General features: G+C 57.4%; 16 protein-coding genes. 6 read left to right on the plus strand and 10 right to left on the minus strand.

All coding sequences use genetic code 11. From position 1 onward, the window contains the following. Positions 1–51: 51 nt before the first annotated feature. Complete coding sequence (locus AC13E3_RS12480) at positions 52–288, minus strand: DUF1289 domain-containing protein (protein WP_230706904.1); 237 nt, start codon at positions 286–288, stop codon at positions 52–54. A 289-nt stretch (positions 289–577) separates the two neighbouring features. Here AC13E3_RS12480 and AC13E3_RS12485 point away from each other — a divergent pair, with 289 nt between their 5' ends. The 4 genes from AC13E3_RS12485 (at position 578) to AC13E3_RS12500 (ending at position 6,292) form a co-directional block, all read left to right on the plus strand. Then, positions 578–1,597, plus strand: a complete 1,020-nt coding sequence (locus AC13E3_RS12485; RefSeq protein ID WP_482902073.1) for a sodium:calcium antiporter — start codon at positions 578–580, stop codon at positions 1,595–1,597. A 14-nt stretch (positions 1,598–1,611) separates the two neighbouring features. Then, a complete protein-coding gene (locus AC13E3_RS12490; RefSeq protein WP_008171988.1) occupies positions 1,612–2,307 on the plus strand; it encodes an aspartate/glutamate racemase family protein in 696 nt (231 codons plus the stop codon). A 93-nt stretch (positions 2,308–2,400) separates the two neighbouring features. Next, positions 2,401–4,593, plus strand: coding sequence for an OsmC domain/YcaO domain-containing protein (locus AC13E3_RS12495; RefSeq protein WP_104271381.1), 2,193 nt, complete (start codon positions 2,401–2,403; stop codon positions 4,591–4,593). A 139-nt stretch (positions 4,594–4,732) separates the two neighbouring features. Further along, positions 4,733–6,292: a glutamate synthase-related protein gene (locus AC13E3_RS12500; RefSeq protein WP_104271383.1), complete on the plus strand. Its 1,560-nt coding sequence runs from the start codon at positions 4,733–4,735 to the stop codon at positions 6,290–6,292. Here AC13E3_RS12500 and AC13E3_RS12505 read toward each other — a convergent pair. Further along, on the minus strand, positions 6,262–8,340 hold the full coding sequence (locus tag AC13E3_RS12505) for a dehydrogenase (RefSeq protein ID WP_062784765.1): 2,079 nt from the start codon (positions 8,338–8,340) through the stop codon (positions 6,262–6,264). The genes AC13E3_RS12500 and AC13E3_RS12505 overlap by 31 nt on opposite strands. Positions 8,341–8,502: 162 nt before the next feature. On the opposite strand from AC13E3_RS12505, the gene AC13E3_RS12510 reads away from it, so the two are divergent. Then, complete coding sequence (locus AC13E3_RS12510; RefSeq protein WP_008171996.1) at positions 8,503–9,516, plus strand: class I fructose-bisphosphate aldolase; 1,014 nt, start codon at positions 8,503–8,505, stop codon at positions 9,514–9,516. A gap of 30 nt (positions 9,517–9,546) precedes the next feature. Here AC13E3_RS12510 and AC13E3_RS12515 read toward each other — a convergent pair whose 3' ends face one another. The 8 genes from AC13E3_RS12515 to AC13E3_RS12550 form a co-directional block, all read right to left on the minus strand. After that, complete coding sequence (locus tag AC13E3_RS12515; protein ID WP_008171998.1) at positions 9,547–10,539, minus strand: MBL fold metallo-hydrolase; 993 nt, start codon at positions 10,537–10,539, stop codon at positions 9,547–9,549. 126 nt (positions 10,540–10,665) lie between these two features. Further along, positions 10,666–11,637: a tRNA dihydrouridine synthase gene (locus tag AC13E3_RS12520; protein WP_008171999.1), complete on the minus strand. Its 972-nt coding sequence runs from the start codon at positions 11,635–11,637 to the stop codon at positions 10,666–10,668. 137 nt (positions 11,638–11,774) lie between these two features. Further along, a complete protein-coding gene (gene katG / locus AC13E3_RS12525; protein ID WP_008172001.1) occupies positions 11,775–13,946 on the minus strand; it encodes a catalase/peroxidase HPI in 2,172 nt (723 codons plus the stop codon). 365 nt (positions 13,947–14,311) lie between these two features. After that, positions 14,312–14,530, minus strand: a complete 219-nt coding sequence (locus AC13E3_RS12530) for a DUF2835 domain-containing protein (protein WP_008172004.1) — start codon at positions 14,528–14,530, stop codon at positions 14,312–14,314. A 6-nt stretch (positions 14,531–14,536) separates the two neighbouring features. Next, on the minus strand, positions 14,537–16,429 hold the full coding sequence (gene htpG / locus AC13E3_RS12535) for a molecular chaperone HtpG (RefSeq protein WP_482902074.1): 1,893 nt from the start codon (positions 16,427–16,429) through the stop codon (positions 14,537–14,539). Positions 16,430–16,686: 257 nt separating this feature from the next. Further along, a complete protein-coding gene (locus AC13E3_RS12540; protein WP_008172009.1) occupies positions 16,687–17,121 on the minus strand; it encodes a PaaI family thioesterase in 435 nt (144 codons plus the stop codon). Next, the gene (locus AC13E3_RS12545) at positions 17,118–17,588 is read right to left on the minus strand and encodes a PaaI family thioesterase (protein WP_088557496.1); all 471 of its coding nucleotides are present in this window, start codon (positions 17,586–17,588) and stop codon (positions 17,118–17,120) included. Before AC13E3_RS12545 ends, AC13E3_RS12540 begins: the two co-directional genes overlap by 4 nt. An 18-nt stretch (positions 17,589–17,606) precedes the next feature. Next, positions 17,607–18,347, minus strand: coding sequence for a DUF599 domain-containing protein (locus AC13E3_RS12550; protein ID WP_008172012.1), 741 nt, complete (start codon positions 18,345–18,347; stop codon positions 17,607–17,609). Between the two features lie 198 nt (positions 18,348–18,545). Here AC13E3_RS12550 and AC13E3_RS12555 point away from each other — a divergent pair, with 198 nt between their 5' ends. Beyond that, positions 18,546–19,823: a M48 family metalloprotease gene (locus tag AC13E3_RS12555; protein WP_008172015.1), complete on the plus strand. Its 1,278-nt coding sequence runs from the start codon at positions 18,546–18,548 to the stop codon at positions 19,821–19,823. The last annotated feature ends 84 nt before the right edge of the window (positions 19,824–19,907 follow it).

Here is a 19,907-nt window from a genome sequence, read left to right on the forward strand (position 1 = left end):
CACTTCACCCTGAGGTCTCTGATCGCCGCAACCCGAACATTTCCGCGGCGATCAGCTCTTCTTTTTCTTCTTTTTGGCCTTCTCGTACAACTCGCGCAATGCCTTGGGATTCTTTCCTTTACCCGAGCCGTGAGACTCCAAAATACGTGTCCAGATCGCCTGCTTCTGTTCCGGTGACAGCTGTTTCCACTCTTTCTTCTCCTGACGGGTTCGGCCGCAGGCTTTGCAGATGGCCTTCTTGTTGAACTCGCAGACGTCGATACAGGGTTTCTTGGTGACGGGCTCCATGGATACTGGCTCCCCTCCTTCTTTGAGAAGTGGCTCTACTTAACACTGTAGACATCGACACCTGGATACAAGGCGTGGCATCAGTGGAAAACCGAAACAGGCCCATCTCACCGAAGAAAATCCAGGGACCGACCATTTTCCGATTTGCTCTGAACCTGTTACCGGTGCTTCCTGCAGCCAATATAGAAGCCAGAATACTTCTGCGGGCATCGATATCCGCCCTGGCCATTCCCCGGCCGCTATAGTTACCGTAAGAAATTCAAGCAATCGCAACAGTCTGGGGCCTTGAGTGTTTCCATCACTGACTACCGGGATCATCGCTTTTGCCATCGCATCCGTCGTTATTGTGACAGCCGGCAGCCGGCTTGCTCGGGTAGCGGATGAGCTGGCCGAACGAACGGGCCTTGGAGAGGCGTTGTTCGGGATCTTTCTGCTGGCTGGAGTAACGTCACTACCGGACTTCGCCGCCACCCTCAGCGCTGCGCTGGATTCAAGGCCGGACCTGGCCATGAGCAATGTCATGGGCAGCATGGCTGCGAACCTGGTGTTTCTGGGCATTGCCGACATCATGTACCGGAAAGCCAACCTGGAGCACGCGGCTACATCTTCAACCAATCTGATGCTGGCTGCGTTGTTGATCGTTTTGCTCGCTTTGCCACTCCTGGCGATTGCCAGCCCACCGGTTTCCGTGTGGGGCATCCATCCAATCACTCCCGTGATTACCGCAGCGTACCTGTTCGGCCTGCACCTGGTTCGCACAACCGACAGCAAACCCATGTGGTTTCCCCGACTGACCCGCCAGACCGTTCCCGACAAGCCTGGTCATTATCTTCGCGGCGGTCTTGCCCAGGCCTGGGTCACTTTCATTATTCTGGCTGCAATTACAGGCATAGCTGGATGGGTACTGATGGAAGGGGCCAAAGTGATCAGTGACGAAACGGGCCTGTCCGATACCCTGATTGGCGGCCTGTTTACCGCGCTCGCTACCTCCTCACCCGAGCTGGTCACCACCATTGCTGCCATCCGCAGGAACGCGCTGACCCTGGCGGTAAGCAATATATTCGGCACCAACTGTTTTAATATGCTGGTGATCGCTTCAGCCGATGTGGGCTACCCTGGCGGTTCCATCTATCACGACATTACCCCGATACAGATGACCTGGGGGCTTGTCAGCATACTGATGACAGCCACGTTGTTAATGGGAATGGTCCGGCGCCAACGCTATGGAATTGGCAAGATCGGGTTTGAAAGCGCCCTGATGCTCTCGGTCTATGCAGTGGCGCTGATTATCGTGACAATTAGCGGATAATAAGGAGATTACCCATGAAAACGATTGGCCTTCTCGGCGGCATGAGCTGGGAATCCACCCAAACCTACTACCGACTCCTCAACGAGGGGGTCAAAGGCCGACTGGGCGGGCTGCATTCGGCGAAGCTGGTGCTCTTCAGCGTGGATTTCGCCGAGATCGAAGCGCTTCAACACAAAGGTGATTGGCCCGCTACTGCCGACATTCTTTCCGACGCCGCCTTGTCATTGCAGAGGGCCGGCGCGGATTTCCTGGTGATCGGCACCAACACTATGCACAAGGTTGCTCCTGAAATTGAACAGGCGATCGAGATCCCGTTGCTACACATAGCAGATGCCACAGCTCAGGTGCTGAAGAATGATGGAATCAACCGGGTAGGCCTGCTGGGCACGCGATTTACCATGGAACAGGCGTTCTACAGGGACCGACTGGAGGCCGCCGGTATCGACGTTCTCACGCCGGATGAAATCCAGCGGGACGAGGTGCATCGTGTTATCTACGAGGAGCTTTGCCTGGGAGAGATCAAGCCGGACTCGCGCGACATCTACCTCGATATTGTCAGCTCGCTTTCCGAGCGCGGCGCGCAGGCGGTGATCCTGGGCTGCACCGAGATCGGCTTGCTGATCAAGCAGGCGGATACCGGGGTTCCCCTCTACGACACCACGGAGATTCACGCAGCTCAGGCCGTCGAGCTGGCGTTACATCATCCGTAGAAGACCGACCAAGACGAACGCCTGCAAAAACTGGATAATGGCCGCCATTAAAAACCATGGCGCGCCAAATTCTCCGATCCAGGACTCTCTGCAATGGAAATCAACGTCAACTTTCTCGAGAACCTCAGACTTGAAGCCAAGTTTGACGATTTCACGGTCGTAACGGACCAGCCGATTCGCTACAAGGGCGACGGCTCGGCGCCCAGCCCGTTCGATTACTTCCTGGCGTCCTCTGCCCTGTGTGCGGCCTACTTTGTTCGGGTTTACTGTCTCGCGCGGGACATTCCCACCGAGAACATCCGCCTGTCCCAGAACAACATCGTGGACCCGGAGAATCGCTACAACCAGATCTTCAAGATTTCCGTGGAGCTGCCCGAGGACATTTCGGAGAAAGACCGCCAGGGCATCCTGCGCTCGATCGACCGCTGCACCGTGAAAAAAGTGGTCCAGACCGGCCCGACCTTCGAGATTGAAACCGTCGAGAACCTGGACGCGGACGCCCAGGCACTGCTGATGACCCAGCCGGAAGGCGGCACCCAGACCTTTATCGAAGGCAAGGACCTGCCCCTGGAGCAGACCATCGCCAACATGACTGGCATCCTTGAAGACTTGGGCATGAAGATCGAGATTGCCTCCTGGCGGAACATTGTGCCGCACGTGTGGTCCCTGCACATTCGCGATGCTGCCTCACCCATGTGCTTCACCAATGGCAAGGGAGCTACCAAGGAAAGCGCCCTGTGCTCTGCCCTGGGCGAATTTATCGAGCGGCTCAGCTGCAACTTTTTCTACAACGATCAGTTCTTTGGTGAGGACATCGCCAACAGCGACTTCGTCCACTACCCGAACGAAAAGTGGTTCAAGCCGGGCCCCAACGACGAGCTGCCGGAAGGTATTCTGGATGACCACTGCCTCGCCATCTACAACCCGGACGGCGAGCTTGGCGGCTCCAATCTGATTGATACCAACTCCGGCAGAGCCGACCGGGGCATTGTCTCCCTGCCCTACGTGCGAAAATCGGATGGCGAGGTGGTGTATTTCCCCTCCAACCTGATTGAGAACCTGTTTCTCAGCAACGGCATGAGTGCGGGCAATACCCTGAACGAAGCACAGGTTCAGTGTCTGTCGGAGATTTTCGAACGGGCGGTAAAGAAGCAGATTATCGAAGAGGAAATTGCCCTTCCGGACGTGCCCCGGGAGGTACTGGAAAAATACCCGGACATCCTGGAAGGCATTGAAGCCCTGGAAGCCCAGGGTTTCCCGACTCTGGTAAAGGACGCCTCCCTCGGCGGCCAGTTCCCGGTAATGTGCGTTACCCTGATGAACCCGCGAACGGGCGGCGTGTTCGCCTCTTTCGGCGCTCACCCGAGCTTTGAAGTGGCCCTTGAGCGAAGCCTGACCGAACTCCTGCAGGGCCGCAGCTTCGAGGGCCTCAATGATGTGCCGGCGCCCACCTTCAACAGCCTGGCAGTGACCGAGCCAAACAACTTTGTGGAGCACTTCATCGACTCTACCGGCGTTGTTTCCTGGCGGTTTTTCAGCGCCAGGTCCGATTATGATTTCGTTGAATGGGATTTTTCCGGCACCAACGCCGAGGAAGCCGAGTGTCTGTTCGGTATCCTCGAGGAACTGGGCAAGCAAGTGTATGTCGCCGTTTACGAGGAACTGGGCGCGCCGGTCTGCCGAATCCTGGTTCCAGGCTATTCCGAGGTGTATCCGGTGGAAGACCTGATCATGGACAACACCAACATGGCTTTGGACTATCGGGAAGACATCCTCAACCTGCACCGCCTGGACGATGAGCAACTGGCCGATCTGGTGGAACGCCTGGAAGCCAGCCAGCTGGACAACTACATGACGATCATCACCCTGATCGGCGTGGAGTTCGATGAAAACACCATCTGGGGCCAACTCACGATCCTTGAGTTGAAGATCCTGATCTGCCTTGCCCTGCAGTGGCATGAAGAAGCCCTGGAATTCGTCGACATGTTCCTTCAGTTCAACGACAACACCGTTGAGCGCGGTCTGTTCTACCGAGCCATGTATGCGGTTCTCGAAGTCACCCTTGACGACGAAATGGAGCTGGACGACTACATCACCAACTTCACCCGCATGTTCGGCGAGGAAACCATGGAAGCTGTTGTTGGCTCAGTGGATGGCAGCGTTCGTTTCCACGGCCTGGAAGCCACGAACATGCAACTGGATGGGCTGGAGAAGCATCAGCGGTTGATCGAGAGCTACCGGAAGCTGCACGCGGCGCGTGCAGCCAGGGCGGGCCTGCAGCAGTAATCGGACGCCGAGCGAGCCGCGCCGCATTGGCGGCGCGGTCAGTCCTGATCCACACTTGATCATTACAAGTAGCCTATTTGCGTTTAATGCCCGTACACCCTTGTACATTTGTGGCATACGCCAAACAAGGAGCCTTGCAATGAGCAATCCGGTGATCGCTGATAACAAGCCCAAGAAAGTCAGCCTGAAAAAAGGCGAGGAATACGCCTTCTGCGTTTGTGGCCGTTCCAACAACCAGCCGTTCTGCGACGGTTCCCACGGAGATACGGGGTTCAAGCCCAAGGTCTTCAAGGCCGAAAAAGACGAAGAGGCGGTTCTGTGCCAGTGTAAACAGACCGGAAGCGCGCCTTATTGTGACGACACTCACCAGCAGTTCAGCGATGACCAGGTTGGCAAGGAGGCGCCGGAGTCAGGCGATGATGGCGACGAGGAATCCGGTGATGCGCCGAAGGCCAAATCCACCAAAGAAGAACCCACCGTTGAATTTATTCATCAGTTGGCCCGTGAGGGGCTGAGCAGTATGGGCCACCATGGTCCGACAACTGCCATGGGCGTGCCCCGCCACACCCTGCCCCACTGGGACGACCTCCAACTGATGGTGGCGCAGATGGCCAGTAAGCCGCTGGCAGACGACGCCGACGTCTCGACCGAACTGGTAATCGGGCCTGAAGCCCGCAAGCCACTGACACTGAGCATGCCGCTATTCGTTTCCGACATGAGCTTCGGCGCGTTGTCGGAGGAGGCCAAGATTGCCCTCGCTCGTGGCGCCGAGCTAGCCGGCACCGGCATCTGCTCTGGCGAGGGCGGCATGCTGCCCGAGGAGCAACAGGAAAATTCCCGATACTTCTACGAGCTGGCCAGCGCCAAGTTCGGTTACAAGGAAGAATTGCTCAAGAAAGTGCAGGCGTTTCACTTCAAGGGTGGCCAGGGCGCCAAGACCGGCACCGGTGGCCATTTGCCGGGCAACAAGAACACCGGCAAGATCTCAGAGGTGCGCAATATTCCTGAGGGCGAACCGGCCAACTCCCCACCCACTTTCGACGATTTGCGCTCAGTTGAGGATTTCCAGCGCTTCGCCAGCCATGTTCGGGAAGTCACCGGAGGTATTCCCGTCGGCTTCAAGCTGAGCGCCAATCACATCGAGCGGGATGTGCAATTCGCCCTGGATGCCGGCGCCGACTACATCATTCTCGACGGCCGTGGCGGCGGCACCGGCGCTGCACCCGAGATCTTCCGTGATCACATCAGTGTGCCCACCATTCCTGCCCTGGCGCGTGCGCGGCGCTATCTGGATGACCGCGGTGCAAGCGGACGGGTCACATTGATCGTTACCGGTGGCCTGCGGGTCCCTATCGATTTTGTGAAGGCCATGGCGCTGGGCGCTGACGGTATTGCCGTTGCCAACAGTGCCATGCAGTCCATCGGCTGTGTTGCAGCCCGTATCTGTAACACCAACAATTGCCCGGCAGGCATTGCGACCCAGAACAAGGACCTGCGCCAACGGTTGAACGTCGACCAGTCTGCCAAACAGCTGCAGAACTTCCTTGAGGCCTCTGTCTCACTGATGCAGGTGATGGCACGAGCCTGTGGCCACGACAGCCTGAGCAAACTGAACATAGATGACCTGTCCACCTGGCATCGGGAGATGGCCCTGCTCAGCGGCGTTCGCTACGCCGGTGTGCTTGATCCTTCTGCCTGAGGTGCTTCTTGGCTGGCCGCCAGGACTCGAACCCGTTCGAAGTCCTCCTCGGTGAACACACCGTTCACCCCGGAAATGGCGGCCAGCTTCATGCCATGCTTCAGCCCCAGCTTGTAAATCTCCCGCACTTTTTCCCACTCGATATTCCGCCCGAGAGTGAAGTTCTCGAAACGCGCTTCCAGAGCAAGCACGATGGTTTCCGCCAGGCAGGCATAGGCGATGCCTTTCGGAAGCCCGATGTCTTTCATATGCACTTCACCCGGTAGCTGAATCTCGCCAGATTCGATCACCAGCACATCCGGCCGCTTGGCGACATCCTCCGCCGGGATATCCAGTGGGCGGGCAACGTCGGTTATGACGCAGCCCGGCTTCACTTTCATGATATCCAGGATACGTTTGCCGGCCCCGGAGGTGGCGGTCACGATCATGTCCATGTCGGCCAGATCGCGTTCGGCAGAGCCGGCAACATGTACGATGGCACCCGGCGTTTCCTGTTCGATGCTTTCCTTGAGAGCCAGCAGTTTGGCCGGCTCCGGTGCCGCCAGATAAATCTCGTCCACAGCCTTGGCCAGCAATCTGGCGCAGACCGACCCGATAGCACCCGTAGCGCCCACCACCATAGCCTTGCCGGCCGCTTTGCCACTGGGGCCAATACTCACCCGCCCTATTTTCTTCATGGCGTCATGGGCCGCCCACAGGGCACCCGATGCGCTGTAGCTGTTGCCGGTCGTGATCGGCAGCGGCGCCCGCTTGGCCACCGTTATACCGGCATCACCCACGACCTTGGTAAACGCACCCAGGCCCATGATCTGGGCGCCGAGTTTCTTGGCCAGTTTGGCCGCCTGCAGCAACCGGGCGTAGGTAAATTCCGGCCCGTGGGCCATGATCTCCCGAGGGGTGCCACCAACGGTAATGAGCCAGCCCTCCACCTCATCGCCATTGGGTGACCGGATTCCGGATACCTTGGAGTAGATGAACGGTGGCGAATACGCGATGGCCTTTTCCACCAGGTTCATCACCACAGGCGGCGATACGTTGGCAACCCAGTCCAGGGGCGGTGTTTTGGTGAGGTATTGCTGCGACAGGGGATGAATGACAAACGCAAACCGGTTAACCCGGCGATAACCGTTCGGGTAAAGGATTCGCGGCTCAATCTGCAGGCTCTGAATAACATCCAGATAGTCATCGGGGCCCAACTGGTCCGGCGTCCTGGAAAGCGCCGCACTGATCATCGCCTCCATCACATTCACGCCAACGGGGCGGCCCTCCAGCCAGGGACTGTAATCCACTACCATGGCAACCTTGCGCGAACGCATCCAGTCCATGGCCGCGTCCGTTACCCGCGAGGTAATCACGGTTTTTCCATCCAGCTCTTTCGCCGTGAAATTCTCCAGGTCGCCAATCGAGGCCACGATGACATGGGCCTCGGACACCGCGTGATGGAGCGAACCTTTCACCAGGTTCTCACCCAACCGATACAGCGGTGTTCGGAGAATGGTTTCAACCGCTTTCACCGCCGCAGGCCTGAACATGATGGGTGCAGTAAGCGAGGTATAGGTTTCCAGCTGTTTCAGGGAAGTCAGCAGCCTGGGCACTCCGAAATCCGTGTAAGGATCGGCAAAGAAGAGATTCTCGGTATGTTCGGAAAGGGCCCTGGCAATCCGGTAACCGGCCTGCCCATTCAAAAAGAGCACCCGGGCATTGTCGAAGAAATGCCCGAGCTCAGACTGGGTATGACGCACAGCCCATTCCTGCAGGATAGCCCGCAACCCGGCACCGGTGGTTACCGGCTTATCCGGCACACAGGCCTCAAGGCGGGCAGTATCCGGGTGTTCAAGCTGCTCCCGGCCCACCTCGTAATGATCGTGTACCATGCTCAGACCGATGGCATCTGCCTGCGGATGCACGGACTCCAGAACCGCCTCGGCCCGGGAAAGATCGCCGTCTGTACCGATCCGGATAATCCGGAAAGGCTGCCCAAGAAACGACGTCTCGATATCATAATCGTACTCACCAGATCCCTGGCTGACGCTGACAACGGTTTTCATATTCAGGTCTTCCCGTTTTCCTGTTGTTATCATCTACAGCCTAATTCAGGAGATCGGTTTCTGCCTTAGCGCAGATCAAATTCCAGACCGCTATTCAACGTCTACAATAGAGTGGCGGGCCGAACGACCAACAGACTTTCAAGGATCAACCAGGAGCTCACCATGACCATTCAGGAAGAACTCAACTCTACCGTCCGGGAACTGGTTCAGCCCGGCAAGGGAATTCTCGCGGCGGATGAAAGCCACCCGACCATTGCCAAGCGTTTCAAGGCCGTTGGTGTGGAGTCGAGCGAAGATATGCGCCGGGAATACCGAAGCCTTATTTTCTCGGCTTCCGGGCTCGGAGAATTCATCAGCGGGGTCATTCTGTTTGAAGAGACTCTCGGCCAGCAGAGCCTGGATAATGTTCCCATGCCAAAGCTGCTGGCCAGCAAAGGCATTGTGCCGGGCATAAAGGTAGACAAGGGCAAAGGCCCTCTTGTGAATGCCCCCGGTGATGAAATCACCTTTGGCCTGGATGGTCTGGAGGACCGCCTGGAGATCTACAAAAACCAGGGGGCCCGGTTCGCCAAGTGGCGGGATGTGTTCCATATATCGGACACCCTGCCCTCACGGCAGGCGATCGAGGCGAATGCCGAGGTTCTCGCCCGCTATGCGGCGATCTGCCAGTCCCTGGGTATCGTGCCGATCGTTGAGCCGGAAGTACTGATTGATGGCAACCATTCCATCGAGCGCTGCGCGGAAGTCAGCGAGGCGGTGATTCGGGAGGTGTTCCACGCCCTTTACCGACACAAGGTGGCACTGGAATACATGATCCTCAAACCCAGCATGGTGACGCCGGGCAAGGAAAGCCCGAAGGCATCCCCGGAAGCCGTGGCGACAGCGACTCTCGATGTTTTTCGCAGGGCGGTACCGGCTGCGGTACCCGGCATTTTCTTCCTCTCGGGCGGCCAGACACCGGAAGAAGCCACTCTCAATCTGAACGCCATGAACAGCATGGGCGCGCAGCCCTGGGAGTTGAGCTTCTCTTACGGACGGGCTTTGCAGGAACCGGCACAGAAGGCCTGGGCAGGCAATCTGGACAATGGTCCGGAGGCTCAGGCAGCAATGCTGAAGCGGGCCCGCCTGAACGGTGCCGCTCGCGCGGGCCATTACCGACCGGAGATGGAAGACTGACCGGCAACAGCCCTGCGTGCCCGTGTTCCCTTAGTTGCAGCCGGAGACGCAGCTCGCCATGCCATTGAACGCCATGGTGCGGCCACTGAGGGGCACATGAACCGGCACTGTCACTGAATCCCGGAACAGAGCCGTGCGCGTTCCTTCCTGCACCATGCCACCGGAGGTCGCAGGTTCGTTGGCGTGGGAGGCGATAACCGCCTTCGGTTGCACGAGGTCATTGATTACGTAGGCGGCCTGTTTCGGTCCGGTGGTGAACGTATCACCGATGTTCATCACCACAAGTCCCGCACCGTAGTGATCCTTCACGACCAGCTTTTGCTCGGCAGTAATGCCAGTGTCACCGGACAGGTAGACCACCAGGCCGTTGGAGAACCTGAGCACGTAGCCCGTGGGTGGTCCGACACTGGCGCCAACACCCGCGGCAGCCAGATACTCTGCCAGTGGCCCGGTGAGGAACGAAGGCGATACGCCATTGCTGTGCACAGCCGGCACGGTCGTAATTGCCACTCCGCCAACCTCACGCTCGCCACCGAACCGAACCAACAGCGAGTTTGCAGGATCACCGCCGGCATCTTTCAGCTTGGCGGCAAAGAAGGCGGGCATTTCGCTACCCGTAACAATTTTTGAACCGTGTTTTACCGCAATATCAACAGTGTTGGATTGTGGCAATGTTGAAACGCCGGTGTCTGGAGATCCGCACGTGCCCTGATTGGTCTTGCTGATGCGCTGATCACCCACATGGTCCCCATGCATGTGGGAAACCAGAACAACATCAATTTTGCCCAGTCGGGGATCATCCGGACCGGCGACCGTTCTGCCGGCGTCATAGAGAATTCGGGTGCCATTGGGATCTTCAAAGACCAGCGCCCGGTCCCGGCCACAGAACTCACCATCGTGGCTTCCCAGGGGTGTGACTTTCACCACGTGGTCGTCGGCGGCAGCCGGCATAGCGGCGCCCACTAGCATACCGACTGACACTCCGGCAAAGGCCATCGTGTTGCGCAAACCTGCTCTGAACATGTTGTTCGTCCTCCCACTCGTTTTTTATTGGTACCGGTATTGATACGAACGACAATCCCGTTGATACCAGTTTAGGCGGCGGGAAGGTCAACGCGTGGGGATTGAGTCAGTGCGCTTGAATGAGGATCAGGCAGCGCGGGAGTCCGTCAGGATAACCCGCTGTTCCAGGCATGCCATCATGGGCGCCACCTGACGGATTTTCCGGGCCTCGGGCCAGAGCGCCTCTGCCTCGGCGAAACCCTGGCGGAGAAAGTTAAGCCATTGTTTGATACGACCGGTCACATAGCGGTCCTCAAGCCAGCCCTGAAGAACCGTAGCGTACTCACGAACCAGGGCGACAGCTTCCGGCCAGGTCATATCCGGCACCGTTTTGCCCTGCTGGCTGGCCTTGATCTGCCGGGCGAGGTCTGGCCGGGCGATCAGGCCACGGCCAATCATCACGTCATCGCAGCCGGACACCTCACGGCAACGCCAGTAGTCCGCGACACTCCAGATTTCGCCATTGGCAATTATGTGGGTTTTGACAGCTTCCCGGGCCCGGGCGATTTCCTCCCAATAGGCCGGCGGCTTATACCCGTCTACTTTGCTGCGGGCATGAATGACAATCTCTGCCGCGCCTGCCGCTTCCAATGCCTGGGCACAAGCCACACCCATGGATCGGTCGTCATACCCCAGCCGCATTTTGGCTGTGACCGGCACATGCGCTGGCACAGCCTGACGCACAGCAGCCACGATCTCATGCATAAGCTCCGGCTCGCGCATCAACACACAGCCACCCTTGTGCTTGTTGACCGTTTTGGCCGGGCAACCAAAGTTGATATCCACCTGGGTGGCGCCGAGTTCAGCCGCACGCACGCCGTGGCGCGCCATCTGGTGAGGGTCTGAACCCAGCAGCTGAACGGCAACGGGGGTGCCCACTTGAGTGAGCGACCGGTTGTACAATTCGGGGGCGTATTTGTAGAACACTCTCGGTGGCAGCATGCCATGGGTGACACGAACGAATTCCGTTACGCAACGGTCGATGCCGCCTACCCCGGTAAGGGTTTCACGGATGGGTGCGTCAACCAGCCCTTCCATTGGGGCGAGAATGATGCGCATGAGTGCTCCAGCAATTACAGGGTCTGTTCGGGGTGAGACTGATCAAAAATCACACGGAGCGGATTGTAAGGAATTTGGCGGGAAGTTGATAGACGGACACCCCGAAACCGGGGTGTCCAATCGCTTGCTTACAGGTCTTATTCGACGTCGAACCGGTCGGCGTTCATGACCTTGCTCCAGGCTGCAACGAAGTCTTTCACGAACTTCTCTTCGTTGTCGTCCTGGGCATACACTTCTGCGTAGGCACGCAGGATCGAGTTGGAACCGAACACGAGATCAACACGGGTCGCAGTGAACTTGGTATTGCCACTGTTGCGATCCACGATGTTGTACGAGTTCTTGCCAGTCGGCTCCCAACGATTCGACATATCAGTCAGATTGACGAAGAAATCATTGGTCAACTGGCCAACGCGATCGGTGAATACGCCGTGCTTGGTGCCGCCGTAGTTGGTACCGAGCACCCGCATGCCACCCAGCAGGACGGTCATTTCAGGCGCTGTCAGTCCCATCAGTTGGGCACGATCCAGAAGCATTTCTTCCGGCTTGACCACGTAGTCCTTCTTCTGCCAGTTGCGGAAGCCATCCGCCAGCGGCTCCATCGGATCGAAGGATTCGGCATCCGTCATCTCGTCGGTAGCGTCACCACGTCCCTTCAAGAAGGGTACGTGAACCTCGTGGCCGGCTGCTTTGGCTGCCATCTCGATGCCAAGGTTACCGCCAAGCACGATAACGTCAGCAACGCTGGCGCCAGTGTCAGCCGAAATCTGCTCGTAAACCTTCAGCACCTTATCCAGACGATCGGGCTCGTTACCCTCCCAGTCCTTCTGGGGCGCCAGGCGAATCCGCGCACCGTTTGCACCACCACGCATGTCTGAGCCGCGGAAAGTACGGGCACTGTCCCACGCGGTGCAGATCAGCTCGTTCAGGCTCAATCCGGCCCCGGCAATCTTCTGCTTGACCACTTCCTCAATGTAATTGGTCTCGCCCTGGGGAACAGGATCCTGCCAGATCAGATCTTCATCAGGCACACCCGGTCCGATATAGCGGGACTTGGGCCCCATGTCGCGGTGGGTCAGCTTGAACCAGGCACGGGCGAAGCAGTCTTTGAAGTACTCGGGATCTGCCATGAACTTCTCGCAGATTGCGCGGTACTTCGGATCGACTTTCATTGCCATGTCGGCATCGGTCATCATCGGCTTGCGACGGACGGACGGATCAGTCGGATCAACCGGCATGTGCTCTTCTTTGATGTCGATCGGCTCCCACTGGTTTGCACCAGCCGGGCTCTTGGTCAGCTGCCACTCGTAGCCAAACAGCAGATCAAAGTAGCCCATGTCGAACTTGGTCGGATTCGAGGTCCAGGCACCTTCGATGCCAGAGGTAACCGCGTTGGTCGCCTTGCCGTCGAGGTTCGGGTTCATCCAGCCAAAGCCCTGGGTTTCAACGTCAGCCCCTTCCGGCTCCGGGCCGAGGGCATCGGCGTCGCCATTACCGTGAGCCTTGCCCACCGTATGGCCGCCAGCGGTCAGCGCTGCGGTTTCTTCATCGTTCATCGCCATGCGGGCAAAGGTCGTTCTCACCTGCTCCGCGGTCTTCTGCGGATCCGGCACACCGTTCACGCCCTCAGGATTCACATAAATCAGGCCCATTTGCACTGCAGCGAGCGGGTTCTCCATGGTGTCGGGCTTGTCGACGTCTTCATAACGGCTGTCAGACGGCGCCAACCACTCTTTTTCCGCACCCCAGTAGATGTCTTTTTCCGGATGCCAGATGTCCTCGCGGCCATAAGAGAAACCGAAGGTCTTCAGGCCAAACGACTCATAGGCAACATTGCCGGCCAGGATAAACAGGTCGGCCCAGCTCACCTTGTTGCCGTATTTTTTCTTAAGCGGCCACAGAAGGCGGCGTGCCTTGTCGAGGTTGCCGTTGTCGGGCCAGGAGTTCAGCGGAGCGAACCGCTGGTTGCCGGTGCCGGCACCACCACGACCGTCGGCAAGGCGATAGGTACCAGCGGCGTGCCACGCCAGTCGAATCATCAGGCCGCCGTAATGCCCCCAATCGGCAGGCCACCATTCCTGACTGTTGGTCATCAGCTCGTGCATGTCTTTTTCGAGGGCTTCGTGATCAAGCTTTTTGACTTCTTCCCGGTAGTCGAAGTCTTCACCGAGAGGATTGGTTTTGCGGTCGTGCTGATGAAGGATGTCGAGATTGAGGTTCTCAGGCCACCAGCCGGCTACATCGGCTTTTTCCTGAGTGTTTGAACCGTGCATTACGGGACACTTTCCGCCCGCACTGTTGTTGTCTGTCATTTTTCTCTCCTCATTGGGGTTGGCAAAACGACACTGCTTTGATTCAGGCACTTCTAACTATAGGACACACCCAATAATCTGCTCTGAGTATTTCTTATGTCCCGGATAGCGTGCGCCTATAGGATTTCCCGCAATGTTTGCGGGTTCTCTGCCTTACTGGGCACAAGCGTAATCACTTGAATATCTCGCCAGAATGTCTAAAAAGTCCGGCCATGCGATTGAACGACTGAGTGACATTACATTGGACATGGATCTGCTCCTGCCTAACGAGAACAGCTCCACCGTAGCGCGGGACCGATGGCGCAATACAATTAATTAAAAATAAATTTGTGAGAGTTTTTATTTATGGATGGAGCTCTGGTCGGTCAGAGCCGCTCAATGGATGAAAACTTACCGGCGTCGTCAAAGACGATGCGGAAACTGCCGCGAATGCCATCGCGAAGATAAAAACGGGAGAGGATACGGGCCGGGAATCGGACAGAGCGTCCGTCCCGGGCCGTGGTGTGAACATCTGTGGCAACGCCCTGATAGAGCTTGATCCACTCATCAGGGCTGATGCTGATATCCACAATAATCTGCTGCATTGGCGATCAGTTCGCCAGTTCAAGCAGCAGGCGGTTCAGACGGGTGACATAGGCCCCGGGGTCCGGGAGTTGCTCACCGCTGGCCAGGGTGGCCTGGTCCAGGATAACCGCTGAGAGCTCGTTGAACCGCTCTTCGCCCTTCTCGCTTTCCAGTCGCTGGACCAGCGGATGATCAACATTGATCTCGAAGATCGGTTTGCTGTCCGGTACTTTCTGGCCGGCAGCTTCCATGATCTTCTTCATCTGGGCGCCCATATCGAAATCGCCTACCACCAGACAGGCCGGTGAATCGGTCAGGCGGTTGGTTACACGCACCTCCTGCACCCGGTCGCTCAGGGCATTCTTGATGCGCTCCAGCAGGTCCTTGTGCTCTTCAGCCGCCTCTTCCTTGTGTTTCTTGTCTTCCTCGGTCTCGACCTCGCCCAGGTCCAGGTCGCCACGGGCAACATCCTGCAACTGCTTGCCGTCGTATTCGCTGAGGTAACCCATCATCCACTCGTCGATGCGATCTGTAAGGATCAGCACCTCAATGCCCTTTTTGCGGAACACTTCTAGATGCGGGCTGCTCTTGGCGGCTGTGAAGTTGTCGGCGGTGATGTAGTAAAGCTTTTTCTGCCCTTCCTTCATCCGGCCGATGTAGTCATCCAGCGACACGTTCTGTGTGCTTTCCCCGGTGTGGGTAGAGGCGAAGCGCAGCAGGCCGGCGATTTTCTCGCGGTTGCTGAAATCTTCCGCCGGGCCTTCTTTCAATACCGTGCCAAACTCACCCCAGAACTTCTGATACTGCTCGGAATCCTTCTTGGCCAGCTTGGACAGCATATCGAGGACCCGCTTGGTGAGCGCGGTGCGAATGCTTTCCACGGTGCTGTCGTTCTGCAGGATCTCACGTGAAACGTTGAGGGACAGATCGTTGGAATCAATCACACCCTTGGTAAAACGCAGGTACAGCGGCAGGAACTGCTCGGCGTCGTCCATGATGAACACACGCTGCACGTACAGTTTCAGGCCACGAGGCGCTTCACGGTTGTACAGATCAAACGGTGCACGGGCCGGGATATACAGCAGGCTGGTGTAATCCAGCTTGCCTTCCACCTTGTTGTGGGACCAGGTGAGCGGGTCTTCAAAATCGTGGGCGATGTGCTTGTAGAACTCCCTGTACTCCTCGTCCTTGATCTCGGTACGGGGGAGTGTCCAGAGCGCTGTCGCATCGTTAACGGTTTCGTACTCGTCCTTCTTCTCACCTTCGTCGGATTCGGCCTTCATGACAACCGGGAAGGAAATATGATCCGAGTACTTCTTCACCAGACTGCGCAGCTTCCAGCCGTTGGCGAATTCCTTGGCGTCTGGCTTCAGATGCAGGACGATCTGGGTGCCGCGGTTATCCAGATTGACCTGCTCGATGGAAAACTCGCCGTCACCCTTGGACTCCCAATGCACACCATCTTCTGCAGGCGCACCCGCGCGGCGGGTAAATACATCAACCTTGTCGGCAACAATAAACGCCGAATAGAACCCAACACCGAACTGACCGATCAGCTTGCTGTCCTTCTTCTCATCGCCGGACAACTGCTGGAGGAATTCAGCCGTACCGGAACGGGCAATGGTGCCAAGATTCTGGATAACATCGTCACGGGTCATACCGATACCGTTGTCGGTGAGCGTGACGGTATTCGCCTCTTCGTCAAAATCCAGGCGAATCTTCAGCTCAGGATCGCTTTCATAAAGGCTATCGTCCTTCAGCGCTGCGAAACGCAGTTTGTCTTCGGCATCTGAAGCGTTGGAAATCAGCTCACGAAGGAAGATTTCCTTGTTGGAATACAACGAGTGAATCATCAGGTGAAGCAGTTGCTTCACTTCGGTCTGGAATCCAAGCGTCTCTTTATTGGCTTCAACCGTCATGGCGTTTATGTCTCCTGATACAAATAAACGGGCGAATAGGGGCGCCCGAGTTACCTCATAATTCGTGGAGCGGCACGGGCAGGAAAGGCTTTCCAAAACACGCTGTGAATACATCCATGTACGCTCGGCTCCGCCATCCATGGCTCCGCACGGTTTTGGAAAGCCTTTCCTACCCGCGCCACCAGGCTATTGAGCTCTCGCTGTCCAAAAAAATGGGGGCACACCGGGGCATTTCAAGCCCCGGAGTATAGGCAAGATCAGTCTTCGAGGAGGAAGTGCGCCCTGGCAGTCGCAATGGGTTGCGAGCGGGATTTCTGCCAGGCGCTGACCATCACGTTGGCAACGCGGTTGCCCTGGCGGGTTAGGCGGCATTCGGCGTAGGTCTCGCGATTGAGACCGGCCCTGAGGTAATCCAGGGAAAAGTCGACGATACGGGGCATGCGCAGACTTTCCTGGGACATGATCAGGTAGATGTTGGCAGACATCTCCATGAAGCCACCGATCACGCCACCGTGGATGGCCGGCAGGATGGGATTACCCAGGTTGGAGTCTTTGCAGGGCAGACGGAAAATCAGGTCGTCTCCAAACTGCTCGCACTGAAGACCAATCCAGGTGGCGTAGGGAATGCTGCTGAGCATGCGGCTGAAGTCACCGGTCTCCTGGGTGTAACGCAGGATTTCAGGATCGGTCATTCTTCACCTCCGGTAATCAGGTCCCGGTAATGTTTCGGGCTGGCATCCTTCCCGATACGCATGAAGGTGGCCACGCAGTTGGCGATGGTTTCACCGCCTTCCTGGTAAGCTTCACAGCGGGTAAAAATGATGTTCCGGGTTACCCGGTAGGTTTCAGCCCGGGCATAAACCGGCTTGCGGGGCTGGGCCGGGCGCATGTAGTCCACGCGCAGGTCCAGCGTCGGGCAGAGTTCAAAATCTTCCAGGGCACAGAGGATCACGCACCCTGACGTGGTATCCATCAGGGTGGTGATGGCCCCACCGTGAATCACTCCGGTGTCCGGGTTACCGATAATGCGATCACTGTAAGGCAGGCACAGTGTCAGGCTGCCTTTTGTGGCCTCGGTAACCGACAGACCAAGCTCTTTGGCCTGGTTGAGGGTGGCTATAAAACGGCTAACCCGTTTCCGTCGGATATCATCGTTCATTCAGATTCAACCTGTGGATCAGCTTTTAGGTTTTGGGCTGTTTTCCGCCTTGCCGGGCAGCGGCTCCTCGAAGACCTTCCCTGCCCTCAATGCTTCCAGTGCCGTCGAACAGAACTCGCGTCGATAGAGAACGACAACAACCAGCGTGGACGCCGCCATGAAGACAATCGGGTGAATAAACCAGCCTACCACGGCAAGTGCGTAATAGTAGGACCGCAGCCCAAGGTTAAAGGCATCGCCGGCAAGATTGCAGATGTTGCCGGCACTTCGTGCAAACGCCTCCCTGCCAGCGGGGCTGGTTTTGGTGTCGTCTGGCGGAGGGGCACTGCCCACCATCACCGACACAAAGTTGTACATCCGCATGGACCAGGTGAATTTGAAAAAGGCGTAGATAAAGACCACCAACAGCACCACCATGCGAAGTTCCCAGATTTCCCGGGTCGGCAATGTGCCGAAGGGCATGGTACTGAATACTTCCATGACTTCCTGGGTATAGCCGAGGGCGGTGATAATACCCGCGAGAATCAGCAGGCAGCTGGAGGCGAAAAACGCACCGTTGCGCTCCAGGTTTCCGACCACAGACGCATCGGCAATCCGGTTTTCCCGCCGCAACATGACGCGCATCCAGTCCTCCCGGTAAAGGTCGAGGGTGTTGGACAGGCAGGGACGGTCCGCGGCACGGCGTTTCGAGTATTCGGTATAACCCAGCCAGCAGACGAGGAACCAGAGCAAAGCGATCAGTTCGAGTAAATTACTCATGGGTTGCCTTGGGTGCGAAGTTGGTGAAACAGAGCGGGAACAGACGCTTATGATACGCCAAGGGCCTGCTCGTCACCACCGCCGGGCAGGTTGAGGTAATCCACTGATGGCCGATCATGTGCTATAAACTGCCCATTCAGGAAGCGGGCAACTGTTTTGAACGAACCCGACATCGCATCATCCAAAAGGGAGCTTACTGTGAACCTGTCTGCCATCAAAAACAGCCTGGTAGCCATTGCGCTGGCGCTGACACTCAGCGGCTGCTCGGTCAATCCGGTTACCGGGGAAAATCAGCTTTCGCTGATCGGTGAAAGCCAGGAGCTCGCCATGGGCGCCGAGCAGTACGTGCCCACCCAGCAAACCCAGGGCGGTCGGTTTTATGTGGACCCGGAGCTGACGCTCTATGTGAGCGAGGTTGGCCAGAAAATGGCCAGGGTCAGCGACAGACCGGACCTGCCCTACGAATTCGTGGTTCTGAACAGCAGTGTACCCAATGCCTGGGCCCTTCCCGGAGGCAAGATCGCCATTAACCGTGGCCTGCTGACAGAGCTTGACGACGAGGCTCAGCTTGCCTCGGTTCTGGGGCACGAGATTGTTCATGCGGCAGCCCGGCACAGTGTTCAGCGCATGCAGCAGGGAATGTTGATCAGCGCCGGCGTTGCCGGACTTGGTTTTGCCCTGTCGGACAACGAATGGGCCGGTCTGATCATGGGTGGTGCTGCCCTTGGGGCGCAACTTGCGCTGGCGCAATACAGCCAGGGCGATGAACTCGAATCCGACCACTACGGGATTCTCTACATGAAAGAAGCCGGCTATGACCCACAGGCGGCGGTGGAGCTCCAGGAGCTGTTCCTGAAACTATCCGAAGGGCGTCAGTCCAGTTTCATTGATGGCCTGTTCGCGACCCATCCTCCCTCAGCGAAACGCGTGCAGGAGAACCGCGAACTGGTGCAGAAGGTTGGCGCGGGCGGCTACCGCGGTGAGGACGTCTATGAACGCAAGATGGCCAAACTCCGTTCGCTGCAACCGGCTTACGATGCCCATGACAAAGCCATGGAGCTGGCCTCCAAAGGCGAGATGAAGCCTGCGCTGGACAAGATCAACGAAGCCATCCGTCTGCTGCCAAGGGAAGCCATGTTCTATGCCCTTCGCGGCCGCATTTATCAGGACCAGAAGGAAACAGAGAAGGCCGCGGCCGACTTTGAAAAGGCGGTGGAGCTCTACCCCGAGATGTTCAAGTATCGCCTTTACAATGGCCTGAATGCTCTGAGGCTCAACAATCTGGACAAGGCCAGGGAGAATCTGACCAAAGCCAATGAAACCGTCCCCACTTCCATTGCCTTCCTGCGACTGGGCGATGTTGCGGTAAAACAGAATAACCGGAATGAAGCCATTGCCTATTACAGCAAGGCCGCCGAAGCCGGTGGAGACGTAGCTGAAGAGGCCAAACGTAAACTGGCGGCACTCACGCAATAATTGCCGCCGGAATCGTTGACTTTAGAAGGCCGGAGTCCCGAGGGGTTCCGGCCTTTTTATTGCCCGGGATCAAGATTGCCGGTC

The sequence above is a fragment of the Marinobacter sp. L-80 genome (genome assembly GCF_056859395.1).